The following is a 25,752-nucleotide window of genomic DNA, read 5'->3' on the forward strand; positions in this document are numbered from 1 at the left end:
TATCGGCAAACCTTTTATAGCGGATTACGCTTCTTTACCGTCTGGAACGAACACGTAGCCTAAACCCCACACCGTTTGGATGTAGCGCGGCTTGCTTGGATCATCCTCAAGCATGCGGCGTAGACGCGAAATTTGAACGTCGATAGAACGCTCCATTGCCGAGTATTCACGACCACGGGCCATGTTCATCAGCTTATCACGTGACATCGGCTCACGAGCGTTGGTCACAAGTGCTTTCAGCACCGCAAACTCACCTGAAGTCAGTGGCATCGCCTCTTCACCACGGAACATTTCGCGCGTTCCTAGGTTCAGACGGAAGTCACCAAACTCAACGACTTTCTCTTCCGTGCTTGGCGCACCCGGTAGTTCAACCGTTTGGCGGCGAAGTACTGCTTTAATTCGAGCCAGCAGTTCACGCGGGTTAAACGGTTTTGGTAAGTAATCGTCTGCTCCCACTTCTAGACCAACGATACGATCAACTTCATCGCCTTTCGCCGTCAGCATTAGGATAGGTAGCATGTTGTTGGCATGACGTAAACGACGACAAATCGATAAGCCATCTTCGCCCGGCAACATTAAATCCAGCACCATAAGGTGGAAGTTTTCACGGGTCAGAAGACGATCCATCTGCTCGCCGTTAGCGACACTTCTCACCTGAAAACCTTGCTCAGAAAGGTAACGCTCCAAAAGAGCACGCAAACGAGCATCGTCATCAACCACTAATATTTTATGATTTTCCTGCATTGAAACATCCTTTCAGAGGCATCTATAGTCAAAAATGTATCACTGTTTTTTCAAACGTGCTTGTGCAAATTGTTACTCTTTTTATCTTAGCCACGATTTTGATGGATTATTCCCATGTTTCACCTTGTTTTTCTTCCCTTCACAACAATTTACAGTCAGACAAAATCAAGGCTACTATGATCAACAGAATCCAATAACGGCTGATTTACTTCTAATGAAAACCAATTTAATTACCCGTGAAGGCTACAATCGCCTAAAAACAGAACTCGACTTTCTTTGGAGAGAAGATCGCCCAGAAGTCACCAAAAAGGTAACTTGGGCAGCAAGCTTAGGCGACCGAAGCGAAAACGCAGATTATCAGTACAACAAAAAACGCTTGCGTGAAATTGACCGCCGCGTCAGATACTTACGCAAGCGTCTAGAGCAAGTCAAAGTGGTGGATTACTCACCTCAGCAAGAAGGCAAAGTGTTCTTTGGTGCTTGGGTGGAAATTGAGAATGAGGCGGGCGATGTGAAGAGTTTCCGCATCGTTGGTCCCGATGAAATCTATGGTGATGCAAAAGGCTATATCTCGATTGATTCCCCAATGGCGCGTGCGCTCCTAAAAAAAGAAGTCGATGACGAATTCGCAGTGAGAACGCCGGAAGGCTACAAAGAATGGTTTATCAATAGTATTCGCTACCAATCCGAAGAAAACTGATTGAGTGACCCGATAAAAAGAAAGCCGCACTCTTTAGTGCGGCTTTTGCGTTTTGAATATCAACCTTGAAGGTTACTCTTCGTAGTCAGGCTTCTCGGTCACAATGTAGTTGGTATCGCTGGCAACGATCGCACCGTGCTTCAAGAAGTTCTTACCCAGAATCATGCTGTAATGGAAGCGGCTACGGTCTTGCAAGTTAACGCGAATCTTCTTCTCTAGTTCGCCAAGCTTGACGTGCATTTCTACTACAGGACGTACGTTGGCTTTCTCACCTTTCTTGGCTTTAATGCGCATCACGTCGACAACTGGCTTGGTAAACTCTTTCTTCATACCGCTATCGTTCTCGTAAGTGAAGCTCACCATGTCTTTGCCATCTTTCTTGAACTGTTTGATGTTCTTGGCATTAATTGAGCTCACATCCGCGCCTGTGTCCAATTTCACAGGGAAAGACATGCCTTCTACTTCTGCCACTTCAATGTGACCCGCTTTAAACAGTGGACGCGCATCAAGTAAGTGGTCAGCGCGTGTATTCAGCAGCACTCCGCCTTTAGCCATGTTGTGACCAAACACAAAGAACGGCTGCTCTTGGTCGTCTTTCTCTAAAACATCAATCGCGAAGTCGATGGTCTTCTCTTCATCACCAAACAGGAATTCCCCCTCAACAACTGGGCGAACCGAATCACCGACTTTAAGCTTCTTCAGTACGCGTTTAGTGATTTTCTCTTCTTTGCCTTCTGCATTCGGGAGATAGAAGGTCACGACTTCTTTCTTGTCTTTTTCGGTCAATTCAAAACCATCCACACGCATCAGTGGTGTCTTCACCGCAAAAGTGGGATACGCAGACAAGACGTAGCCATCAATATTGACGGATTCCTCTGGCGAGATAACCAGCGGTTTCGATTTCAATGCACTCTTAAACGACTTCTCAACCCCGCCGAGAAGATTTTCTTTATCGGTATCAATCACAAAGTGCTGGCTTGCAACATCCTTACCCAAGCGAATTTGCGAACTGAAACCACTGCGGTCACGTAGGTACACCAACCATTGCTGAGTCTCGGTTTCGCTCACTTTGACAGGTAAATAAACCAAAGGGCGCTCGCTTTTACTTGTTTTCAGCACACGCACTAATGGCAGAGTCATTGGATGACGTTTACCGTTTTCACCTTCTAAGGTGAACGAAACCTGTTTTTTCTTCTCGTCTACTTTGATATTCAAAGCATGCACATTGGTGTAACGACTGGTGGTTGAGATGCTAATTTTGTATGGCACACCTTCGACTTCAACCGTTTCTTTTTTACCAATCATCTGGGCTTTAGGTTGCTCTTGAAGATAATCGTAGCCAGCAAACACCCACGCATTGTTATCAAGGTAAGTTTTACCAATCAAAATCGGCGCTGAGAATTGAGTACGCTTGGTTAGGTTCACCACGGTGTCCACAGTATGCCCTGCAATGGTCATCGGCATTTTTACCGTCGGGCGCAAAATTGGTTTTTCACTGGTACGGCTACGGATCGCACTGATGCGTTCAAGATCATCGGTGATCTTAATTTCTTTACCTGTGTACGGATGATGAATCGTAAAGCTCACGGTCACTTGGTAAGGTTTGAAGCTGTCTGAATCCCACTTGGCTTTCGTCCCCCCAAGGTCATCGATGATCGCCCACATCAATTTATCGTCTTTCAGACTTTTGTATTCAGGGTTGCTACTGCTCACGTGGATGTTTTCAGCGTGCATTGACGTGGTATCAGCACCAGTATCAATCTTACCGATAAATGGCACATCGCTTAGCTCAGGAATGTCGCTGTAGTAAACACTTTCTACACGACCTAAAACCAGTTTGTCATCAAGTTGATAGATTGGATCTTGGGTTGTTGCAGAGAGAGATTGTGACCACGCGAGCGGTGCCGCTAATAAGGCACCTGAGAGCGCCAGAGCCAAAGACATTTTCTTCATCATTGTTTTCCGTGTGAGCTAAGGTACAGGGGTTAGTCGATAACCAAATGTATAAGTTCTCAATTTAATTACAGTTTTGACACAAATCTGACTGATGTCCACCAGCGCTCGGTAAATTTTTGCGTTACTAGTTTAAAACATTGCAAATTCCATGAATGGCCCCAATGTTCTATACACAACCAATACCCAAACAGAATTAAAGAGAATACACGGATGAGCCAAGCTATCTGTCGCATGATTGCTCAAGAGCTGAATGTTCGCCCTGAGCAAGTCAACGCTGCTGTAACCCTTATCGATGACGGTAACACGGTCCCATTTATTGCACGTTACCGTAAAGAGGTGACGGGCGGCCTTGATGACACCCAACTGCGTACTCTAGACAGCCGTCTGTCTTACCTTCGTGAGCTGGATGACCGCCGTCAAACCATCCTGAAATCGATCCAAGAGCAAGGCAAACTTACGCCAGAGCTAGAACAAGAAATCACTCAGGCAGACAGCAAGACTCGTCTTGAAGACTTGTATCTACCTTACAAACCAAAGCGTCGCACCAAAGGTCAGATCGCGATTGAAGCCGGTCTTGAGCCGCTCGCAGACCAGCTTTGGAATCATCCGCAAACTGAGCCAGAAAGCGAAGCAAGCAAATACCTTGATGCAGACAAAGGCGTGGCAGACACCAAAGCCGCACTGGATGGCGCTCGCGCAATCATCATGGAGCGCATCGCGGAAGACGCAAACCTACTGGAGAAAATCCGTAGTCACCTAAACCGCAATGCGGAAATGGGTGCTCGTGTCGTAGAAGGCAAAGAGCAAGAAGGTGAGAAGTTCAAAGATTACTTCAACCACAACGAGCCATTAAGCAAAGTACCATCGCACCGCGCACTGGCGATGCTACGTGGTCGTAACGAAGGCTTCCTGACATTGGCCATGAATGCCGATCCAGAACAGGAAGAAGGCGCTCGCCAGTCTTACTGCGAAACAATTATCGCTGACCACTACGGCGTTACGCTTAGCAGCGCACCTGCGGATACGTGGCGTAAGCAAGTAATTAGCTGGGCATGGCGCATCAAAGTATCGATGCACATGGAAACCGAGCTAATGGGCGCAATGAAAGAGCGCGCAGAAATCGAAGCGATTGAAGTATTTGCCACCAACCTAAAAGACTTATTGATGGCAGCACCGGCAGGTCCTCGTGCAACACTTGGTCTCGATCCTGGCCTGCGTACAGGCTCTAAAATCGCTATCGTCGATCCGACTGGTAAGGTGCTTGCAACCGAAACCATCTACCCTCACCCACCACAAAAGCAATACGACAAATCAGCGCAAGTCGTTGATCAGTTGGTGCGCAAGTACAACGTGGATTTGATCGCTATCGGCAACGGCACGGCTTCACGTGAAACCGACAGTTTTGTCGCAGACGTCATCAAACGTGGCAACCTGAAAGTTCAGAAAATTATCGTGAGTGAAGCGGGTGCATCAGTTTACTCTGCGTCTGAGCTTGCAGCGAAAGAATTTCCGAATATGGACGTGTCTCTGCGCGGTGCGGTGTCGATTGCTCGTCGTCTGCAAGACCCACTGGCTGAGCTAGTGAAAATTGATCCTAAGTCGATCGGTGTGGGTCAGTACCAGCACGACGTTAGCCAATCTATGCTGGCAAAACGCCTAGATGCGATCGTGGAAGACTGTGTAAACGCGGTGGGTGTTGATGTGAATACCGCCTCTGCAGCACTACTGACACGCGTAGCAGGCTTGTCGAGCACCATCGCGCAGAACATTGTCGACTTCCGTGATGAAAACGGTCGTTTCGAAGCTCGCACGACCTTGAAGAAAGTGCCTCGCTTGGGTCCTAAGGCATTCGAACAGTGTGCTGGCTTCCTACGAATCATGGATGGTAAGAACCCACTTGATGCATCTGCAGTTCACCCAGAAGCGTACCCAGTGGTAAAAGCGATTTCTGAAAAGAACAACAAAGACATCAAAGCACTGATTGGTGATTCAAGCTTCTTAAAAGGTCTGCATGCAGTCGATTACACTGACGATAACTTCGGTGTGCCAACCATTACAGACATCATCAAAGAGCTCGATAAGCCGGGTCGCGACCCACGTCCAGAATTCAAAACGGCGACGTTTGCAGAAGGTGTAAACTCAGTTTCTGACTTGGAACCGGGCATGATTCTAGAAGGCGTGGTGTCTAACGTAGCCAACTTCGGTGCCTTTGTTGATATCGGCGTTCACCAAGACGGTCTCGTACACATTTCTGCACTGACAGATCGCTTTGTGTCTGATCCACGTGAAGTGGTGAAAGCTGGCGACATAGTCAAAGTCAAAGTAATGGAAGTGGACGTGCAGCGTAAGCGTATTGGTCTCTCAATGCGTATGAACGACGAACCGGGTCAAGACAACCGTAGCCAACGCTCATCAGCAGCGCCGCGCCGTAATGACCAACCGCAGCGTCGTCAACCTCGCCGTGATGACTCGTCATCTAACAACGCGATGGGCGGTGCTTTTGCCGCAGCGTTTGCTAAAGCGAAAAAGTAATCTCGCCTAGGCTTCACTACTAATAACGAGACTTCACCACTAACGAGTTTTAACAACTAAAAAGAAAACGCTCCAATCAGTGAATCTGCTTGGAGCGTTTTTGTTTGAGTAGGATATTGAGTCGTCATAATACTGCTATCACTTCTGACGGTGTATGGGGCGCGACCGAGTGACCATAATGAAACTTAATCACCTTCCTGCGCTTTTCCATCAATCCCTCTTTGACCGCAGCATCCAAAATGCGCTTAGGTAATCGAAAGCGTATCGCGTAGCCCTTACCCTGATCTTCGCTGTAACTCTTGAGCGCAAGCAAACCGAAGAGACGCTCTAGCGTGTCTTCAGGTTCTTCGTGATAACGGGTATCCACCTCGGGTTCTACTTCGTAATCTGGATGCTCCGATGGGTCCCACGAGGATTGGCGTCGCCGCTTCTCATCACTTTTTACTTTGCGCTCCGCATTGGTTTTTGCCAGTGCGACTGTTGGCGTGACAGGTTCTCGGACTTTATTGTCACGAGCAGCTTGTTCCGTCTGCACATTAACGGATGGGGCGATCAGTGGCACGCTTACGTTAGCCGGTGACACAATCATTGCGAACCCTCCTCAGAGTCGCCCAACTCGTCAATACAGCAAACTCCTCCTACAAGAAGAGTTTACTAAAACTTATATCGACCAATTTTTAAACAGCTTTAGGGTTTTATTCGCTTAGATTTGTAGACTCGCTAATTAAGCGGCAAATTCTCGCACTTGGAGACAAAACGCTTCATGTTCGGTTATGAACGGCGCGTGGGAAGATTGGTTGAAAACAAACTGCTGAGAACTTGGCAACTGTTCACTCAAGTCACTTGCCACTTTGATTGGCACTAAACCATCAAGTCGACCATAAAGGCGTAGCATCGGCATAGAAAGGGAAGCCAAAGCATCGCGCAAATCCACATCGGCAAGAATGTTCAAACCAACCAACAATGAATCAGGGTTTGGTTGTGGACGTGATAGTACGGCTTGCTTGAGTTGTTTTACGTCTTTGCGCGCAGACGGGCTGCCCATCGCTTGCAGCGCCATAAAGCGCTCAATCGTGACCGAGAAGTCTTCCAGCAATTGATCGGTGAATGCGGTCAATACGTTAGGTTGAATGCCACGCCAAGGACGTTCAGCAGAAAATTTTGGTGAACTTGCTACCGTGATTAACTTGCTCACACGCTGCGGTGCATTAAGTGCAATGTGGGTTGCCACCAAGCCACCTAGTGACCAGCCAAGCCACACTGCTTTTTCTGGCGCGTCTTGCAGAACAAGGTCAGCGATTTTTGCTAAGTCTTCGGCGTGAGATTCTGCGCTGTGTCCGTACCCCGGAAGATCGACCACATGCACTCGGAAATAAGGTTGAAGAGACTCGACCGTCTGCTGCCATACCGCACCATTCATGCCCCATCCATGAAGCAACACTAAATCTGGTCCTTGACCAAACGACTGCCAGTGTAAATTCGTGCTCATGTTCTCGTTCTCTCCCACTTATCTTATTCCTTACTAGACATTCCAAGCTTTAATCTGATGACTCGCTCACCTTGGATGGATTGTATGTTATCTGATCAATGGCAAAACATCATGCACCGTGTACTTGGCAATCAATGCGGTTTGTGTCGATTTCCGATTTCCGTTGAACAGAAACCAAACCCAATGCGTTGGTGCGACCATTGTTTTGAACACCTTACACCCATCAAACGGTGCACTCGCTGTGGTTTAAAGATGACAGAGGAGGCGTCACAAACCTCAACGGAGTGCGGCGAGTGCCTGAAAGAGCCACCGCCTTGGCAACGTTTGTATACGTTGGGAGATTATGATTTCCCCCTTTCTCATCAAGTACAACGTTTTAAGGATAATGGTGAATCTTGGCATGTTACCGCCCTAACTCAATTGTTAGCGGAACGAATCGAGCATCCTGCTCCTATCATTACTAGTGTCCCTTTGCATTGGCAACGTTACTTAAAGCGAGGATTTAATCAGAGTCATGTCTTGGCGACACATTTAGCGCACCACTTGAATAGCAACTATCGCAATCGCGTTTTTAAACGCGTCAAAAGCGCACAATCTCAACGTGGAAATAAAAAAGCCGGTCGCGAGCAAAATTTGAAAGCAGCATTTGCCCTACACGGTGAGGTAAACTTTTCCCACATTGCTATCGTGGACGATGTTGTCACAACAGGCAGTACCGTCCGACAATTATGTCATTTACTACTTGAAGTTGGCGTAGAAAGCATCGATATTTACTGCATCTGCAGAACTCCTGCCCCTGGTTCAGGCTAGATCGCTTGGCAATGCCTTAGTATCAAAAAGACTAGACCAAGGCGGTAACAGGAGTAGAATAGCAGCAATAGCCTACAAATTTACTCAGGTATTCGTCGTGTCAAATATTACTATTACAGAAACTGCGCAAACGCATTTCGCCAACCTTTTAGGCCAACAACCTGAAGGTACTAACATTCGAGTTTTCGTTGTAAACCCAGGAACACAAAACGCAGAGTGTGGCGTGTCTTACTGCCCACCAGAAGCCATTGAAGGCACTGACACCGAAATCCCTTACAGCGGTTTCTCTGCTTTCGTTGACGAGCTAAGCCTACCTTTCCTGGAAGATGCTGAAATCGATTTCGTAACAGACAAAATGGGTTCTCAACTGACGCTAAAAGCACCTAACGCTAAAATGCGCAAAGTGTCTGACGACGCACCTCTAGTAGAGCGTGTAGAGTACGTAATCCAAACTCAAGTGAACCCTCAGCTAGCAGGTCATGGTGGTCACGTAAACCTTGTTGAGATCACTGACGACGGTATCGCTATCGTTGCATTCGGTGGCGGCTGTAACGGCTGTTCAATGGTTGATGTGACACTAAAAGAAGGCATCGAGAAAGAACTACTGAACCAATTCATTGGTGAATTGACAGCGGTTCGCGACGCAACAGAACATGACCGTGGTGATCACTCTTACTACTAAACGTTCAAAAGAACTCGGCTTTGAGAGCCAGTAAAAGTGTACATTGACGAAAAATGGGAGGCGTTTGCTTCCCATTTTTGTTTTCAATCGAACGAAGCTGAATCATCACGCTAGAAACTCGAGCCTTCTTCTCATATATTAAGAAACCTCATTAGCTTTAAAGAGTCAACGACACATAGGAGCCGGCGTTATGTCGAAAAGGACCCCACCAGAGATACTCTCTTGTCAGACGGTCGCACAATCTAAACTGTTTGCAGTGGAAGCCCTAGACCTTCGCTTCTCTAATGGTGAGTTGCGTACCTACGAGCGTATGAAACCAAGTGGGCGCGATGCTGTAATGGTTGTTCCTGTTACGGAGCAAGGCGACTTACTGCTCGTACGCGAATACGCAGCAGGCACAGAACGCTACGAGCTCGGCTTTCCGAAAGGTTTGATTGACCCAGGGGAGACTCCGCATCAAGCGGCAAATCGTGAGCTTAAAGAAGAAATTGGTTTTGGCTCTAACGCGCTAACACCACTCAAACAAGTCATCCTTGCTCCTTCTTATTTCTCCAGCAAGATGACCTTGTTCTTAGGACAAAGTCTTTACCCAGAAAAACAAGAAGGTGATGAGCCAGAGCCATTAGAAATTGTTCGCTGGCCACTTGCTCAAGCCGAAGAATTATTAACGCACTTGGATTTTTGTGAAGCAAGAAGCATCACGGCGTTGATGTTGGCACTAAAACACTTACAAAACACCACTCACAACCAAAACCAATAACGGTCAAAGAGCCGAGCCATAATTGTGAGAAAGGACCATTACTTATGCCAATGACAAAAGATTTATCTCACCTGCTCCCGCAAGTCATCGAGATCGCGCGTAGTGCAGGACAATTGATTTTAGATATCTACGAAAAAAAGCAGTACGAAGCCTACATCAAAAGTGATGAGACACCGGTCACCAGTGCCGACATTGCAGCACATAAGCTAATTACAGAACGCCTAAGCGAGCTGACACCTGATATCCCCGTGCTTTCAGAGGAAGCAGCGGACATTAGCTTAGAACAACGCGCACAGTGGGAACGTTACTGGTTAGTTGACCCTCTTGATGGTACACAAGAATTCATCGCACGCAGTGGTGACTTCGCGACCATCATTGCTCTGATCGACAACAACAAGCCAACCATGGGAGTAGTTTACGGTCCAGTTTCTGGCGTAACTTACTATGCTTACAATGGCAAAGGTGCATGGAAGATCCCAGACATGTCAGAGAGTGTGAAAATTCATACCCACAAACATGAACAACCGGGACAAAACATCGCAATCGCAATCAGTCGTCGCCAAGACATCAACCGCATTACCAGTCGTATGAGCAGTGCTTGGAACTACGATTTAATTCCACTCGGCTCTGCCGCACTTAAAGCATGCCTTGTCGCTGAAGGTGCTGTGGACTGTTACTTACGTCTAGGTCCAACTGGCGAGTGGGATACTGCGGCTACGCAGTGTATTGTTGAAGAAGCGGGCGGACGTATTCTCAGCACGCAACTTGAGCCGCTGTCTTACAACGAGCGCGAGACGTTAGAAAATCCGAACTTCATCGTACTGGGCGATGCGGATTTGCCTTGGGATGAGATTCTACAGCGCAAAGACTGACCCTAATCCAACCTGCATTGCTAAGTTTTTAAAAAGGCCACGAATCGACTTCGTGGCCTTTCTTTTTTCTTCTTGTACAGCGTTAGGAGTATTTAGCCTACCATGATCTAAGTACTCACCCAGCTGTACACTCCCATGTAATTTACTTAAAAATCAGAAGCTTAGACAAACAGCAAATAACCAACTGAATTTCCTGTACAGCGAATAGCAGGTTTGGCCTACTATGATCTAAAAGCAAAAAGAGCTGCACATTAGCAGCTCTTCAATAATGGGATGGTTTCTAAAACTGACTAGAAACGCCCTTTGTAATCAAACTCGTATTGGCCTTGAGCGTTCGGGTTACCCAACCATTTCAGTTGGTCACTCATCCCTGATGGGAACTCCGCCCCAGGTTTAAACCACGCTTTAGTAGAGTAGCGCTGATTTGGCATCAACTCAGCAGAAAACGCTGCGGACACTTGCTTGCTCTTTTGCTCACCTGATGCCGATAGTACGCTGTCTTTACAGTTCAGATCGGCAATCACAGGGCCAAGTTCAAGGCTACCGAGCGGGCTTTGAATGCCACTCGCATTCCAAACTAATGTACCTTCACCCGTTTTACACCAAGGTGCCGCGTAAGTCGCATGACGGATATTGAGCTCAAGCTGACCATCAACGCCAACTGGCAAAGGAATACGCGCTTGCTCCACTACTTTGGCAGCCGGAATCGATGCAACCAAATTTTCAGCGTATGGACCACCAGTTAGGCTATAGCCAACCAAACCACGACCACGAACGTCCATATCACTTCCACGGCCAAAACGTACGGCGAATTCCGCTTTACCAGTGAATAAGCTTGATAGTTGGAAATCCCAATTTACCTCACCGAGATTTTGACGCTGCCAGCTGATGTTAGAAGCACGGCCTTGCCACACAGAGCCTTGGGCATCTTGAATTTCTAACCCTCTTACCGTCGGTACTTGTTGAAGCACCCAAGAAACAGGCAATCCAACAATCAAACTTGTGGAGAAAAAGGCTATGAATATAACAACGTAAAGTATTGCTCGCTTCACCTTAACCTCGCTTAAATTGCAGACGGTTCACATCAATCATGCCTGCTTGGTCTGTACGATCGATATCGAGAAATTCCACCTCAATACCTTGTTGTTCTTTTAGGTAACGCAGCCAATCCACCATCTGGTTAAATGCCAATGGCTTAATCCAAACTTGAACACTTTCATTACGTGGTTGAACTCGAATCAGCTCCACTTTGTAACGACGAGCAGAAGAAGAAACTAATTGGTTCAGAGGTTGATTAGAGAAGCTGACTCCACCACTTTTGCGTAGAGCAGTAATATCATCAGCCTTGTCTTGCACCCAATTCAACAACTGTTTTTCTGACTGAATTCGAGTCTGAGCGAGTTCAGCTCGTTGATTCATTGGCTGTAGTAGCCCCCAATAAATCATTCCGATAATGGCAATCACACCACCACCCATCACCAAACGTTGCTCACGTTGTGAGATGCTATTCCACCAAGCTTGAGCCTGAGCGATTAAATTCTTCATCATCACCTCACAAACGTTTTAGTACAAAGCTGCCTATCACAACATTTCCGTTGCGATTCAGCTGACCTTGTTCAACAGTGAACTTTTCTGCCAATTTCACACGCGCTTGCTCAAACGGTTGGAAATCTGAACTGCTTGCTTGAATGCGTACTTCACCGCGTTGGCCATCGTATTTAAAGCTGGTTATCTCCAGATCTTTAACCTGACCCAGTGTCGTTGGCAGTGCCGCTATCCAAGACAGCATTGCAGTTTCACTTGTACCACCAGAAAGACGACGCTCTTCATCGGTCATCTGACGCTTCAGGTAACTGACCGTTGGAATTCGCTTCTTGTTCGGGAAAATTTGGCGGAAAATGCGTTCACTTTCTTCACGATAGGCTTGTGCTTGCGCCTCATATTTATGGACCACCAGCAATTGCTGCCCCACAAGAACAACCAATAGCACACCCGCAGCGATAGCAGCTTTTTGCCAGACTTTTACGTACTTACCCCAAGACGATTTTGGCTTGAAGCTACCCGTTAATAGGTTGACCTTGCTTTCAGAAACACCTTTAGCAAGTAGTGCCATCGCCATTTCTTCAGGCTTTGCGACCCAAGCCTCTGGGAGTGAAGATTCAGGAATCGAACTGTAACAATCAAGTTTCCATCCTTCATTCGCTTGCAGATAAGCAGAAAGGTATAAATCTAGCCACGACGCATCGACCACCGCACCTTGAGTATTAGAATGACGAATTAGCCATTGCTCACCCAACGCCACCGCAGAGCTGTTTTCTTCATGCACAGGCAACGCCAGCACATCAGGAAGGATACGCTTAATTACAATACCTTGACTGGAAAAACGCTGCAAAATGGTTTGAACCCAAGCACGCTCAACAGCACAAATTTGCGCTTTCTCTGCTTGCTTGTCTAATACTGTGAAATGCAGGTTATCCACGTCTTGTGCGACTTCATCTTCCACCAAATAAGGCAGCATGCTATCAAACTGACGAGCAGCACCCGGCGGGATATCTACTTCTGTCAGCACAACATCATTACTGGCTAACAAGGCAATCACTTGTCGCTGATCAGCGTAAGACGCCAACTCATCCAGATGTTCCCATCCGGCGAGTTCACCACTGGCAATCACGTCTTGCTGTTGTGTCGACCACACCAACCATGGAATGGTACTTTGTTGTTCGCTACTCAGCCGAACGGTCAGAAACTCGCTCACTGATTCCTCCAAAACGACGGCGAACGACAGTCACCGTTTCTCTATCTGTACTTTGTAAAAGACTACGGATACGTACTCGGGATTCATCCACCAGTACTTGTGCGTCCAATTCAAAAAAGGAGCTATCGACTCCTAAGTAGCCTTTAGCATTTTTCTTTACATCATCGCTCAAGCCAGCTAATTCTGACTCAGCTAAAAATTCATCAACACTATCCCAACCATCGAAAGGGCGCTTTTCAATTAACTGCACCGCATCACTAGAACTCAAGCCAGGAGTAAACATCGCGACTAAGATCGGCGCTTGTTCGACTTCAATAGTATTTACATTCAAACGCCAATCGTCTGTGGGAATAGCACAAATCATCGGTGCGATCTTCTGATAAATGTCACCCGTGACTTGATATACAGCTCTCAATTCGCTGGCATCAGCCATCAGGCCATTGGGTGGTAAATACGCAGGCTTCATTGCCTCATAAGTGCTGTCTTCTACACCGGCAGCGGAGCGCACTGTGCTGTCGCTATCGACGTATTCCCAAGTCGAATCAGCAATCACTTCCGCTTGGTATGGTTCCACGTCCATCTCTTCCATCAAGCGCTGGAACACTTGCACCAAATAAGGACGATTTGTCGAGTCACCCGATGGCTGAACACTCGCTAATACATTCATATTAAAGCAAGCTTGTTTGTCTACAATGCGTCCGGCCGCTTGACCATAATCTAGCGGATACACTTGTTCTTTAATTGCCCAGGGCTGGCTCATATTAATGGTATCGCTGTCTTCGTAACTCTGCTCAATACCAATTTCAGCCAACGCCTCAACCCCCAAACTATACCAATACGCCTGTTGGTAATTGATCTGGTTCGCGCCTCGCTGAAACTGCAAAAACAATCGTTCAGACATACTTGCTGCAACGGTCGTCATAATCGCCAGTAGCATTAAAACAATAATAAGCGCTACACCACGTTGTCGCTTAGCCATTATTGCCTCCGGAGGATTCATCATTGGATGAGTCATCTTGCCCAGAGGCGCTGATCTTGCCTCCAGAGGTTAAGTAAGTACGGCTGATCTCACCGTAGTCTTTGAGTTTCAAAACAACAGAAACCGCTTTCGGTAACTCTTGCTTACTTTCCCATGTTTTTTTCCACGCTTTGCCATCGTAGAAACGCATATCAAATTCTTCGACCTGAGTCAGAAGCGGTGTCACAATACCTTCTTGTCCAACGGGTGTATCTGGGTAACGCCACCATATACGCTGTAGAACTTCATCTTTAATGCGATAGCCAACTTTCGTGACTTCACCACGTGGGAATTGCTGCTGAGGGTTGTGCCACCCCAGACGCGCAAACATCACGCCTTTCGCATCCGAATCAAGCAGGTATTCCGACCAAAACAACAACTGCTTTGATGGCTCTTCGCCATTGGTTCGCATCTGACGCATGGCCATTTGGCGGAAATCGTTATCCATCATCACCATTGCACGTTGCAACTCGTTCAAACGCTGCGTACGTTCTTGCGATAACACATTACTGCGTTGCACCTGCGAGACCACTTGATAGGCAGCAACGCTTAAACTCGCAAAAATAGCAATCGAGACGAGCACTTCGATCAAGGTAAAACCTCGATTCGATTTCATACTTGATGCCTTATATCGCTTATTACTCCGCAACATAGCTTCTCACCGTCACAACAGGACTCGCTTCTTTTTCAGTTGCGACACTGACATCAAATGCTTTCAGCAATGGCTGCGCGGTGGCAACAGGAGTTACCTTCCAATACCAAGTTCGCCCCGCTAACTCTTCAGTGCCTTTTTTGGCTTTGAGTTTTTCAGTCGAGAGCATCACATTGGCCATTTGGTTATCCACAACCATGGCTGCAAACATTTTTTCTTCTAAATAACTGACAGTATTAATGTGTTGACTCACCGAGCGAATCACACTGATTGCCGCCGTCGCAAAAATCGCTAATGCGACCAACACTTCCAACAACGTCATGCCTCTAGTATGAAGCGAAGAAGAACCGATACGGCTTTGCTTAGAATGTCGCATTGTTGTCGTCTTCCAATTCTTCACCAGGCTCTAGTAACAAGATTTCGCCGGTTTCTTTACCAATAATGCGCCAACCATCGTTAAATGCGTCGCCATCTTCAGGAAAGAAAGACAAACTAAATGGCGTAACTTCCGCACTAGAGAAAATGAATACTTGAGGTGGCTTCACTTTCTTTTTCTCTTTGTCATCTTCTTCCGCAAACATGTCCTCATCAAACAAAGAACCAGGTTCAAATAGTCGGTCGTCATCGTCCCATGCGCCACCACCAAGATCCAATTGCAGCGAGATATCGCCTTCCAATTTGGTCTCACTAGGAATCTGTTTCAATTCCAATGGTTGCCATCCATCTTGAGTCAAGCTGAGCAAGACGTATGTGGATTTCACATCATCAACACGTAAACCAAAGTCTTTGCCGCTCAGTACGGCTTCTTCATTCAGTAGTTGTAAGCGCTGGAAAAAGCTTTGAGCATATTGTTTGGAAAGATCTTTCTGACTGGTAGGCAGGGTCGCTATTACGGCGACTGCGGTAAGAGATAACAAAACCAGCACCAATAGAATTTCTATTAATGTAAAACCACGATGTTTTTGCATTTGCTTCATTAGTGCTGGTTTGAACTTTATCTTATTGGAAATCTTGCATGTTCCAGTTGCCGATATCCGACGCAGGGCCTTCACCGCCCTCTTGGCCATCTGCACCTAGAGTAAAGATATCAATTGTACCGTTGTCACCAGGGCTTAGGTATTGGTACTCATTGCCCCATGGATCAGACGGTAGACGCTTAATGTAGCCACCATCGCGGTAGTTGCGTGGTTCTGGGTTCGATGGTTTGTTTACTAACGCATCAAGACCTTGGTCTGTTGTTGGGTAAACGCTGTTATCCAACTTGTACATATCCAGTGCATTTTCTAATGCAACAATATCGGTGATCGCTTTTTGTTGGTCTGCTTTTTCTTTGTTACCAAGTAAGTTAGGAACAACAACACTCGCCAAAATACCTAGGATAACCACAACAACCATCACTTCTAAAAGTGTAAAGCCTTGTTGTTTACTACGCTTAAATTTCATTATTATCTCCGAAAGTTAGATTCAAGCTATATCATCAGTAGACACAGCTTAACTCGAATTTTATCCACTCATTAAGTTATTCATTTCCAACATTGGCATCAATGTCGCCATTACGATGAAAAGTACCAAGCCTGCCATCAATGCAATCAATACTGGAGTGAAAATGCCAAGTGCAATGTTGACCGTAGATTCAAAGTTTTGATCTTGGTTATCCGCAGCACGAGTCAACATACTCTCAAGCTCACCACTCTGCTCACCACTAGAAATCATGTGCAGCATCATTGGTGGAAACAAACGAGTTTGATCCAATGCTTTACGTAAGCTTGCACCTTCTCTTACGTTATCTGCCGCGACCAAAACTTGCTGTTTCACGTAACGATTGGACATAACATCAACCGCGACTCGCATGCCTTCCAAAATCGGAATAGCACTGGATGTACAAATCGATAGCGTACGCGCAAATCGCGACGTATTTAAGCCACGAGAAATCTTACCAATCAGCGGTAGGCTAAGGATTTTTCTATCCCACGCTAAACGAAAGTTCGGTTTTTGTAGTGCCAGTTTAAGCCCGTAGAAGAGTACTACCACCACGATAAAGATGATCAGACCCCACTCTTGGACAAACTCACTCGCAGACAAAAGAAATTGCGTTGATTGAGGTAACTCTTGTCCCATCTGAATGATAGGTTCGATGATCTTCGGAACAACTGAAGAGAGCAACAGAGAGACGATACCAACGGCAAACACCACCAATACCACCGGGTAAATCATGGCTTGTAGCAATTTAGAACGCATTTTCTGACGGTTTTCTACGTAGTCAGCCAAGCGCTCTAACACCGTGTCCAAGTGACCGGATTTTTCACCCGCGGCAACCATTGAAAGGTAAAGTTCGTCGAAAACATGCGGGTAATCCCCCAGGCTATCTGCCAGAGGGTAACCTTCCGTGACTTTTGAGCGCACGGCGGCAATCATAGTACGAATACGCGGCTTTTCTGCTTGTTCTGATACCGCTTTCAAACACTCTTCTAATGGCATACCCGATTGAACGAGCGTTGAGAGCTGGCGTGTGATCAGTGCAAGTTCTGCGGTTTTGATACCACGCTTGAATCCGACTGACCCGCCTGAAGACTTAGCCGCTTTTGCTTTAGCTTCCATCACCTCGACAGGAATCATGCCCTGTTCTTTTAGGCGTTGGCGCACCTGACGAGCGTTATCCCCTTCAATTGTGCCTTTCTTCTGCTTGCCTTTCGCATCCAGCGCTTTGTATTCAAATGCTGCCATTACGCTTCCTTGGTCACTCGCATGACTTCTTCAAGTGAGGTAATGCCGCGGCTCACTTTGCTTAGGCCATCGCTACGAATACTTGGTGTATGCTGACGGACAGCTTTTTCAATTTCTTGTTCACCCGCTTCGCTGTGAATTAACTCCTGAACTTGCTCATCCACCATCAGAAGTTCATGAATACCAGTACGACCACGATAGCCCTTCTGATTGCAGACTTCACACCCTGTCGCACGATGTAAAACCAGAGATTCATGCTCTTCTAAACCAAACAGTTTTTTCTGCTCTTTATCAGCTTCATAAGGCTCTTTACAGTCCGAACACAAGGTACGAACCAGACGTTGAGCAAGCACACCAAGCAATGAAGATGAAATGAGGAAAGGTTCGATGCCCATATCACGTAGACGCGTAATAGCGCCCACTGCCGTATTGGTGTGCAGCGTCGACATTACCAAGTGACCAGTCAGAGACGCTTGCACTGCAATCTGTGCAGTCTCTAAGTCACGGATCTCACCGACCATCACCACATCCGGGTCTTGACGAAGAATGGCACGTAAGCCGCGCGCAAACGTCATGTCGACTTTCGGGTTAACCTGCGTCTGGCCGATACCATCGATATCAAATTCGATTGGGTCTTCTACCGTCAGAATATTACGTTCGTTGCTGTTGATCTCTTGCAAGCCCGCGTACAAGGTCGTTGATTTACCCGAACCTGTCGGACCGGTCACCAAGATGATACCGTGTGGACGTTGAATCAAGCGACCAAAGTTATCGTGCACCGATGGCGTCATACCCAAACTGTGTAAATCTAGACGCGTTGCGTTTTTGTCCAATAGACGCATTACCACACGCTCACCATGCGATGAAGGCATGGTAGAAACACGAACGTCTACTGCTCGACCACCGATACGCAGAGAAATACGGCCATCTTGAGGAACACGTTTTTCTGCGATATCTAGTTTTGCCATTACCTTCACACGAGAAACCAGCAAAGGCGCGAGTTTACGGCTTGGGGTTAAGACTTCACGCAATACACCATCGACACGGAAACGAATTGACAGGGTTTTCTCGAACGTTTCGATATGAATATCCGATGCCCCTTCTTTGATCGCTTCACCGAGCATGGCATTGATCAATTTGATGATCGGCGCATCATCTTCAGACTCTAGCAAGTCCTCATCATGCGGCAGCTCTTCTGCCAATGAGAAAAAGTCGTCACTGTCTGCGCCAATGTCTTCCATCAGCTGACGGGCTTCAGAAGAATCACGCTGGTAAGCTTCAGTTAGCTTTTTATCGAACGCTTCTTTGTCCATCGGTTGAGGAATAAAGTTCTGTTTCAGTACTCGGCGTACTTCAACCAAAGCCGCAGGATTGAGCGGCTCGACGTAATACAGGATTGGAGGGCGCTCAGGGTGCTCCGTCTCCAATACCAGTTTAAAGCGGTTGGCAAAACTGAATGGCAGACGGCGCATGCTTGGCGCTGTGTCTAACATATCAACCATTATTCTTTACCATCTGATCGATGAACGCTTGAATTTCAGCAGGGTGTTTACGATCTTCACCAAATTCAGGCATGACTGGAATCTTAGAGTCATCCATCAACTTCAAGCCTTCTTGCGCTTTATAAAGCTGCTCTGCACGAATGAAGTTATACTTACGCTGAGTGATGCCATCAGCCGTCATACCATCGCGGATGATGGTTGGCTTGATGAATACCATCAGGTTACGTTTTTCTGTTTGCGTGCTAGTCGACTTGAACAGTTGACCAATGACAGGAATATCACCCAGTAGCGGCACTTTCGATTCACTTTCTAACGCACGCTCATCAACCAAACCACCCAGAACTAGCATCTGACCATCTTGAATCATCACAGAGGTATTCAACTGACGCTTCGCGAAACGTACGTCCACCGCACCATTCGCGCCCAGAACGTTTGACACTTCCTGCTCAATAGTCAGTTGTACTGAATCACCTTCGTTGATTTGAGGTACGACTTTAAGTTTGATACCGACTTCTTTACGGTCAACCGTTTGGAATGGGTTATCGTTATTCGATCCGGCTGTCGAACCTGTAATCACAGGCACTTCTTCACCAACGATAAAGGACGCTTCACCATTATCCATCACTGTAATGCTTGGGGATGATAGAATGTTTGAGTTTGAATCTGATGAGACGGCACTGATCAACGCAGTCCAGTCACCCATAACAATACTCATCGCTGCACCATTTACACCGCTAAGTGCAGATGCCAGAGTTGAGTAGTCACCAGATTCAGTAACGTCATATGGCGTACGTTCACCATCTGAGTTTGTGTAGTATTCAGTTCGTGTTTGATCTTTTGCTTCTTCAAGACCAACCATTACGCTACCAATTGACGCTCCAGAGTTACCGTATTGAATAACCGCACCTGTTTCTAGGTTACCCCATTGAACGCCAAGGTTGATGCCGTCGCCTTCAGACATTTCAACGATCAACGCTTCAATCAGAACTTGTGCACGACGGATATCCAGTTGAGAAATCACGTCTTGTAGCGCCATCATGATATCTGGCGGCGCAGTCAGCACCAAAGAGTTGGTCGCTTCGTGAGCGGCAATCACCACTTCGCCACGTTGTGAACTTGATGCGCCTTTTTGACCCGCTTGCTTCTCAGCTTGTAGGTTGTCAGACACCCCTTTTAATACGTCAACCAAGTCTTCGGCTTTCGCATACTTAAGGTAAACCACGCGGTTATTACCTTTCGTCGCCATTTCAACGTCAAGTTGACGAATCAATCGCTTAAGGCGTGCTCGCACTTTGGGATCACCAGAAATCAGGATTGAGTTGGTACGCTCATCAGCAACGATTTTAGGTTCAAGGAATTCAGGCGTACTTTTTTGATTCGTCGTTTTGTTCAGGGCCTCAACGATACGAACCATCTCAGCAGCAGAAGCATTGCGTAGCTCGACTAATTCGATTTCTTTATCACCCGCTTGGTCAACCCGTTTAATGATTTCCGCAAGGCGGTTTACGACCGCGGCACGACCTGTGATCAAAATGATGTTAGCAGGGTCATAGTGCACTACGTTACCGGCACCAGCATTATCAATCAGCTGACGCAGTAGTGGAGAAAGTTCGCGAACCGATACGTTACGAACCGCGACCACGCGAGTAATGACACTATCGCCTTTCGCACTGCCGTCGCCTAAGACTGGAATGGCAGATGTTTTTGAGTCTTTTGCTTTAATGACTTTAAGTACGCCGTTGTCCATTTCTACAACTGCATAGCCATACACCTCTAGCACGTTAAGGAAGAAGCTGTAGTATTGCTCTTCATTAAGAACGTCATAGCTGCGTACGTCGATTTTGCCGCGTACTGACGGGTCAACGATGATGGTCTTTTCTAGGTTACGACCAACAATATTGATGAATTCTTGAATGTCAGTGCCTTTGAAGCTAGCACTAAAATCGTTCGCCATCGCACCCGGTGCGCAGAGAAGAGTCCCTGCAAGTAACCAAGCACTTTTGCTAAACCAATGTTTCACGTATGTCTCCCTGAACTTACGCTGGTTGCCTAAGTATTACAATTGGATGTAGATGTCGTACTGCTGACCATCACGGTCCACAGTCAAATTCAGTTCTTGCGGGTCGTTCATCACTTGCATCAGTTGTACTGAAGATGAAGGGTCACTTAAATCGATCCCATTTAGTTGCACCGCAATATCACCAGGTTTTAGACCGACATCATTAAACAAAGCCGCATCACGACCTGGTGAGACGCGATAGCCGACAATTCCACCGTCTTTCTTAACCGGTGAAATGTTGATGTACTTAAATACGCTCTGCGGATCTTTTGCGATTTCCGCTCGAATTTGATCTAACTTTTCACCCACAGCAGAAGGTTGGTTTGCCTTCGCCGCTTGTGGTCTAGTTGCCTGACGAGTTTCAGACAGCTTTTTGTATTCAATCCCTTCAAGCATAAGGGTTTCATCTCGGCCTTGGTTGTCAATAATGACTCGGTCCACCAACACCGCTTTTAATTCTGCTCGCGTTCCATCAATTTCTTCGCCGATGCCATAAGTCGCTTGTTTGCCTCGGTTGGCAATCACCGCCAAGCTGGTTTTTGCGTTACTACTCGCAACCGCGCCAACTAACGTTAGGTTTAAACGTGTTTTAGGCGCATCTTGCACGACAGGTTGCTCTACTACGACCGGCTTTTGCTCGGTGTACTTTCCGAATAAGTTGGCATTTTGGAGGGCATTGAAATCAATCGCGTCTTTTTTATTACCAGACACAACAGCACTTGCTGACGGTCTCCATTGAGTCACATCAGAAGTTTGAGGCATTGCTAACCACACCACTTTACCGAGTATCCAACCTGTCATTGCTATAAATAGACAAGTAAGTAGCAAACTAAGTTTCGCTTGAATGGTATGATTGTTGGACTTGATCTGAGCCAGTAGCGGGCTGCTTGATAATCCTGCACTTAGCTCTAAACGCTTCACTGAATTGATTCCTTTATTCTTACGTCTGTCAGCCTGAATCTAAATAAAGACAGCCGACTCTATCTTGCTAAAATTGCAATAAAATTACTACTCAACAAAGAGCAGTGAACTATATCACAACTTATATTTCATACCTTTTTCTTATGCAGTTTTTGCCAACTCCCTTGAAAAAAATACGCCTTGGCACCATCTGTAGGTGAATAATCCACCAGCATTGCGCTATCAGTGCAGTGATTAGATAGCATCGAGTTCTATGAGTTCCGAAAATGAAGCCGTAAGGCTAGATAAATGGTTGTGGGCTGCCAGATTCTATAAAACCCGCTCTATCGCACGTAATATGGTCGATGGCGGTAAAGTCCACTATAATGGGCAACGAAGCAAACCAAGTAAAATCGTTGAGTTGGGCGCTGAGATTCGTCTTCGTCAAGGTAATGAAGAAAAAACGGTGATCATCGAAAAAATCTCTGATCGTCGCATGGGCGCACCCATCGCTCAAACGCTCTACCGCGAAACTGACGACAGTGTTAATCAACGCGAAGAGTTCGCGAAACAACGTAAACTCAACGCCCACAACCCTAGTCCGGAACGCCGCCCAGATAAAAAGCAGCGCCGCGACATCATTAAGTTCAAACATCAATAAACGCCGGAATTACCGACGAGGAAAGCACTCCATGGCAAATAATGTTTTACACCGCTACCTATTTGAAGACCTTTCAGTTCGTGGCGAGTTGGTACAATTGGATGAAGCATACCAACGTATTATCTCCAGCAAGGAATATCCGGCAGCGCTGCAAAAACTGTTGGGTGAGCTACTCGTTTCAACCACACTTTTAACGGCAACTTTGAAATTCGAAGGCTCAATCACGATCCAGCTGCAAGGTGACGGCCCTGTCTCTCTAGCAGTCATCAATGGCGATCATGATCAAAAGATCCGCGGCGTTGCACGTTGGGAAGGCGATATCGCTGACAACGCGACACTGCACGAGATGATGGGTAAAGGTTACCTAGTGATCACCATCGAACCGAAAAAAGGCGAGCGTTACCAAGGTGTCGTTGGCCTAGAAGGTGACACATTAGCTGAAGTTATCGAAGGCTACTTCGCAAACTCTGAACAGCTAAAAACGCGTCTATGGATCCGCACTGGTGAACACGAAGGTAAAGCACACGCTGCTGGTATGATGATTCAAATCATGCCAGACGGCACTGGTGCACCAGAAGATTTCGATCACCTAGAGCAACTGACAGACACAGTGAAGAACGAAGAGCTGTTCACGCTACCTGCGAACGAACTGCTATACCGTCTATATAACCAAGACACCGTTCGTCTTTACGAACCTCAACCAGTCGAATTCCATTGTGGTTGTTCTCGTGAGCGCAGTGGTGCAGCAATCATTACCGTAGACCGTGCTGAAATTAATGACATTTTGGCCGAAGAAGGATCAGTTTCTTTACATTGTGATTACTGTGGCACGTCATACTCGTTTGATGAATCAGAGATTACCGAACTCTATGCGCAAGCGGCTCCTGAAAAGAAAACCCTGCATTAATTTTCATAGCTTAGCAAGCCTGTAATTTACCTTTCAAAAGGCCAGCATCACGCTGGCCTTTTTGTGATCTAACCCTCGTAATACCTAGCCTCACACGTAATAAAGCAACCGCTTAATTTTAAGTAATTAATAATTCTTTTGGCCTAGCGCAAAGGTTTGCGCGCACGATAAACTATTCGTACCGATATGTGACGGGTTACCTAAAACCTTACTGAAATCATGGATAATTTTTGAGCTACATCCCTGTTTTCTCCCCGCCCCGTTGCTAGCATGGTGAGCAGATAAAAATTAAAACATTATTACAAAATCCCTACAAAAATCCTTATAAGGAGCACCTATGACCGTTATGGAACATACAAAGGCTGCAACACTTGATCTAACCAAACACGGACTGCACAACGTTAAAGAGGTTGTTCGCAACCCAAGCTACGAAATGCTATTCGAGGAAGAGACCCGTGCTGACCTGACAGGTTATGAACGCGGTGTCGTTACGGAACTCGGCGCGGTTGCCGTAGACACTGGTATCTTCACTGGTCGCTCACCAAAAGATAAGTACATCGTAAAAGATGCAACCACAGAAGAGCACATGTGGTGGACTTCTGATGCAGTGAAAAACGACAACAAAGCCATCAACAAAGAAGTGTGGGACGATCTAAAAGAGCTCGTGACCAACCAGCTTTCTGGTAAACGCCTATTTGTGATTGACGGTTATTGTGGTGCAAACCCAGACACTCGTTTGAGTATTCGAGTGATTACAGAAGTCGCATGGCAAGCGCACTTCGTGAAAAACATGTTTATCCGTCCAACAGAAGAAGAGTTGGCAACGTTTGAACCTGATTTCGTCGTAATGAACGGTGCGAAGTGCACGAACGACAAGTGGGAAGAACAAGGCCTGAACTCTGAAAACTTCACGGTGTTCAATCTAACAGAGCGCATGCAACTGATCGGTGGTACTTGGTACGGCGGTGAAATGAAGAAAGGCATGTTCGCCATGATGAACTACTTCCTTCCGCTGAAAGACATCGCATCAATGCACTGTAGTGCAAACATGGGCGAAGAAGGCGATGTAGCAATTTTCTTTGGTCTATCTGGCACAGGTAAAACAACGCTATCTACAGACCCTAAACGTGCACTGATTGGTGATGATGAGCACGGTTGGGATGACGACGGCGTATTCAACTTCGAAGGTGGCTGTTACGCGAAAACCATCAAACTATCGAAAGAAGCTGAGCCTGATATCTACAACGCAATCCGCCGCGATGCACTATTAGAGAACGTTACAGTCCGTAGTGATGGTTCTATCGACTTTGATGATGGGTCTAAGACAGAGAACACTCGTGTTTCTTACCCACTGCATCACATCGACAACATTGTTAAGCCAGTATCAAAAGGCGGTCACGCGAATAAGGTGATCTTCCTATCAGCAGACGCATTCGGCGTACTACCTCCGGTTTCTAAACTGACTCCTGAGCAAACTAAGTACCACTTCTTGTCTGGCTTTACCGCTAAACTAGCCGGTACAGAACGTGGCATCACTGAACCAACACCAACCTTCTCGGCATGTTTCGGGGCAGCGTTCTTAACCCTACACCCAACTAAGTACGCAGAAGTACTGGTTAAACGCATGGAAGCAGCTGGCGCAGAAGCTTACCTAGTCAACACTGGTTGGAACGGCAGCGGCAAGCGTATTTCTATCCAAGATACACGCGGCATTATCGATGCAATCCTTGACGGCTCAATTGAAGATGCGAAAACCAAGCATATTCCTATCTTCAACCTAGAGGTGCCAACTTCACTTCCAGGTGTCGATCCAAGCATCCTTGACCCACGTGAGACTTACGTTGATCCACTTCAATGGGAAAGCAAAGCGAAAGATTTGGCAGAACGCTTCATCAACAACTTTGATAAGTACACTGACAATGCTGAAGGCCAATCTTTGGTGGCAGCAGGACCTCAGTTGGATTAAACCATCAACGAAGTCTGCGTGACTTAGCTACAAAAATAATCGTCAAGCCCCTCTTTTGAGGGG

Annotated in this window: 25 protein-coding genes; 9 read left to right on the forward strand and 16 right to left on the reverse strand. The window is 46.6% G+C overall.

What is annotated here, in order from left to right; all coding sequences use genetic code 11:
• Nucleotides 1-24: 24 nt before the first annotated feature.
• A complete protein-coding gene (gene ompR / locus L1076_RS20525) occupies nt 25-744 on the reverse strand; it encodes a two-component system response regulator OmpR (protein ID WP_038870089.1) in 720 nt (239 codons plus the stop codon).
• Nucleotides 745-958: 214 nt separating this feature from the next.
• On the opposite strand from ompR, the gene greB reads away from it, so the two are divergent.
• Nucleotides 959-1,444 carry a transcription elongation factor GreB gene (gene greB, locus L1076_RS20530; protein ID WP_039975906.1) on the forward strand — a complete coding sequence of 162 codons (486 nt, stop codon included), beginning with the start codon at nt 959-961 and terminating at the stop codon, nt 1,442-1,444.
• 72 nt (nt 1,445-1,516) lie between these two features.
• Here the strand turns inward: greB and L1076_RS20535 are convergent, their stop codons facing one another.
• Entirely contained in the window at nt 1,517-3,400 is a 1,884-nt protein-coding gene (locus tag L1076_RS20535; RefSeq protein ID WP_237304377.1) for a RimK/LysX family protein, read from the reverse strand.
• Between the two features lie 210 nt (nt 3,401-3,610).
• On the opposite strand from L1076_RS20535, the gene L1076_RS20540 reads away from it, so the two are divergent.
• On the forward strand, nt 3,611-5,932 hold the full coding sequence (locus L1076_RS20540; protein ID WP_237304378.1) for a Tex family protein: 2,322 nt from the start codon (nt 3,611-3,613) through the stop codon (nt 5,930-5,932).
• Nucleotides 5,933-6,056: 124 nt separating this feature from the next.
• Here L1076_RS20540 and L1076_RS20545 read toward each other — a convergent pair whose 3' ends face one another.
• Both L1076_RS20545 and bioH read right to left on the reverse strand, forming a co-directional pair.
• Nucleotides 6,057-6,521, reverse strand: a complete 465-nt coding sequence (locus tag L1076_RS20545; protein WP_005430182.1) for a hypothetical protein — start codon at nt 6,519-6,521, stop codon at nt 6,057-6,059.
• 135 nt (nt 6,522-6,656) lie between these two features.
• Entirely contained in the window at nt 6,657-7,421 is a 765-nt protein-coding gene (gene bioH, locus L1076_RS20550; RefSeq protein WP_054756368.1) for a pimeloyl-ACP methyl ester esterase BioH, read from the reverse strand.
• Between the two features lie 84 nt (nt 7,422-7,505).
• On the opposite strand from bioH, the gene L1076_RS20555 reads away from it, so the two are divergent.
• The 4 genes from L1076_RS20555 to cysQ all read left to right on the forward strand — a co-directional run bounded on the left by L1076_RS20555 (nt 7,506) and on the right by cysQ (nt 10,545).
• Complete coding sequence (locus tag L1076_RS20555; protein WP_054756335.1) at nt 7,506-8,231, forward strand: amidophosphoribosyltransferase; 726 nt, start codon at nt 7,506-7,508, stop codon at nt 8,229-8,231.
• A gap of 97 nt (nt 8,232-8,328) precedes the next feature.
• Entirely contained in the window at nt 8,329-8,913 is a 585-nt protein-coding gene (gene nfuA, locus L1076_RS20560) for a Fe-S biogenesis protein NfuA (RefSeq protein WP_038870077.1), read from the forward strand.
• Nucleotides 8,914-9,103: 190 nt separating this feature from the next.
• The gene (gene nudE, locus L1076_RS20565) at nt 9,104-9,673 is read left to right on the forward strand and encodes an ADP compounds hydrolase NudE (protein WP_038876989.1); all 570 of its coding nucleotides are present in this window, start codon (nt 9,104-9,106) and stop codon (nt 9,671-9,673) included.
• A gap of 44 nt (nt 9,674-9,717) precedes the next feature.
• Nucleotides 9,718-10,545 carry a 3'(2'),5'-bisphosphate nucleotidase CysQ gene (gene cysQ, locus L1076_RS20570; protein ID WP_038870073.1) on the forward strand — a complete coding sequence of 276 codons (828 nt, stop codon included), beginning with the start codon at nt 9,718-9,720 and terminating at the stop codon, nt 10,543-10,545.
• 290 nt (nt 10,546-10,835) lie between these two features.
• On the opposite strand, the gene L1076_RS20575 is transcribed toward cysQ, so the two are convergent.
• From L1076_RS20575 to gspC, 12 genes are read right to left on the reverse strand one after another with little or no spacing between them, the layout of a single operon-like run.
• Nucleotides 10,836-11,597: a type II secretion system protein N gene (locus L1076_RS20575; protein WP_237304379.1), complete on the reverse strand. Its 762-nt coding sequence runs from the start codon at nt 11,595-11,597 to the stop codon at nt 10,836-10,838.
• A 1-nt stretch (nt 11,598) separates the two neighbouring features.
• Nucleotides 11,599-12,090 carry a type II secretion system protein M gene (locus tag L1076_RS20580; protein WP_038870069.1) on the reverse strand — a complete coding sequence of 164 codons (492 nt, stop codon included), beginning with the start codon at nt 12,088-12,090 and terminating at the stop codon, nt 11,599-11,601.
• 7 nt (nt 12,091-12,097) lie between these two features.
• The gene (gspL, locus tag L1076_RS20585; RefSeq protein ID WP_038870067.1) at nt 12,098-13,300 is read right to left on the reverse strand and encodes a type II secretion system protein GspL; all 1,203 of its coding nucleotides are present in this window, start codon (nt 13,298-13,300) and stop codon (nt 12,098-12,100) included.
• Nucleotides 13,269-14,279: a type II secretion system minor pseudopilin GspK gene (gene gspK, locus L1076_RS20590; protein ID WP_038870065.1), complete on the reverse strand. Its 1,011-nt coding sequence runs from the start codon at nt 14,277-14,279 to the stop codon at nt 13,269-13,271. Before gspK ends, gspL begins: the two co-directional genes overlap by 32 nt.
• Nucleotides 14,272-14,934, reverse strand: coding sequence for a type II secretion system minor pseudopilin GspJ (gene gspJ, locus L1076_RS20595; RefSeq protein WP_095760558.1), 663 nt, complete (start codon nt 14,932-14,934; stop codon nt 14,272-14,274). Before gspJ ends, gspK begins: the two co-directional genes overlap by 8 nt.
• 22 nt (nt 14,935-14,956) lie before the next feature.
• The gene (gspI, locus tag L1076_RS20600) at nt 14,957-15,346 is read right to left on the reverse strand and encodes a type II secretion system minor pseudopilin GspI (RefSeq protein WP_258070277.1); all 390 of its coding nucleotides are present in this window, start codon (nt 15,344-15,346) and stop codon (nt 14,957-14,959) included.
• Complete coding sequence (gene gspH / locus L1076_RS20605) at nt 15,333-15,938, reverse strand: type II secretion system minor pseudopilin GspH (RefSeq protein WP_038870061.1); 606 nt, start codon at nt 15,936-15,938, stop codon at nt 15,333-15,335. The genes gspI and gspH overlap by 14 nt, the downstream gene beginning before the upstream one ends.
• Before the next feature lie 31 nt (nt 15,939-15,969).
• Nucleotides 15,970-16,413, reverse strand: coding sequence for a type II secretion system major pseudopilin GspG (gene gspG, locus L1076_RS20610; RefSeq protein ID WP_005430189.1), 444 nt, complete (start codon nt 16,411-16,413; stop codon nt 15,970-15,972).
• 60 nt (nt 16,414-16,473) lie between these two features.
• The gene (gene gspF / locus L1076_RS20615) at nt 16,474-17,694 is read right to left on the reverse strand and encodes a type II secretion system inner membrane protein GspF (RefSeq protein WP_038870059.1); all 1,221 of its coding nucleotides are present in this window, start codon (nt 17,692-17,694) and stop codon (nt 16,474-16,476) included.
• Entirely contained in the window at nt 17,694-19,196 is a 1,503-nt protein-coding gene (gene gspE, locus L1076_RS20620) for a type II secretion system ATPase GspE (RefSeq protein WP_038870057.1), read from the reverse strand. Before gspE ends, gspF begins: the two co-directional genes overlap by 1 nt.
• Nucleotides 19,189-21,216, reverse strand: a complete 2,028-nt coding sequence (gspD, locus tag L1076_RS20625; RefSeq protein ID WP_038870055.1) for a type II secretion system secretin GspD — start codon at nt 21,214-21,216, stop codon at nt 19,189-19,191. Before gspD ends, gspE begins: the two co-directional genes overlap by 8 nt.
• Before the next feature lie 36 nt (nt 21,217-21,252).
• Entirely contained in the window at nt 21,253-22,176 is a 924-nt protein-coding gene (gspC, locus tag L1076_RS20630; RefSeq protein ID WP_038876995.1) for a type II secretion system protein GspC, read from the reverse strand.
• 253 nt (nt 22,177-22,429) lie between these two features.
• Between gspC and hslR the strand changes: the two genes are divergently transcribed.
• The 3 genes from hslR (at nt 22,430) to pckA (ending at nt 25,689) form a co-directional block, all read left to right on the forward strand.
• Nucleotides 22,430-22,816, forward strand: coding sequence for a ribosome-associated heat shock protein Hsp15 (gene hslR / locus L1076_RS20635; RefSeq protein WP_039975915.1), 387 nt, complete (start codon nt 22,430-22,432; stop codon nt 22,814-22,816).
• A 31-nt stretch (nt 22,817-22,847) separates the two neighbouring features.
• The gene (gene hslO, locus L1076_RS20640; protein WP_038870048.1) at nt 22,848-23,723 is read left to right on the forward strand and encodes an Hsp33 family molecular chaperone HslO; all 876 of its coding nucleotides are present in this window, start codon (nt 22,848-22,850) and stop codon (nt 23,721-23,723) included.
• 337 nt (nt 23,724-24,060) lie between these two features.
• Entirely contained in the window at nt 24,061-25,689 is a 1,629-nt protein-coding gene (gene pckA, locus L1076_RS20645) for a phosphoenolpyruvate carboxykinase (ATP) (protein ID WP_038870046.1), read from the forward strand.
• Nucleotides 25,690-25,752: the final 63 nt, after the last annotated feature.

Origin of the sequence: Vibrio sp. MMG023 (assembly GCF_021654215.1) — a bacterium.
Lineage (GTDB): Bacteria > Pseudomonadota > Gammaproteobacteria > Enterobacterales > Vibrionaceae > Vibrio > Vibrio jasicida.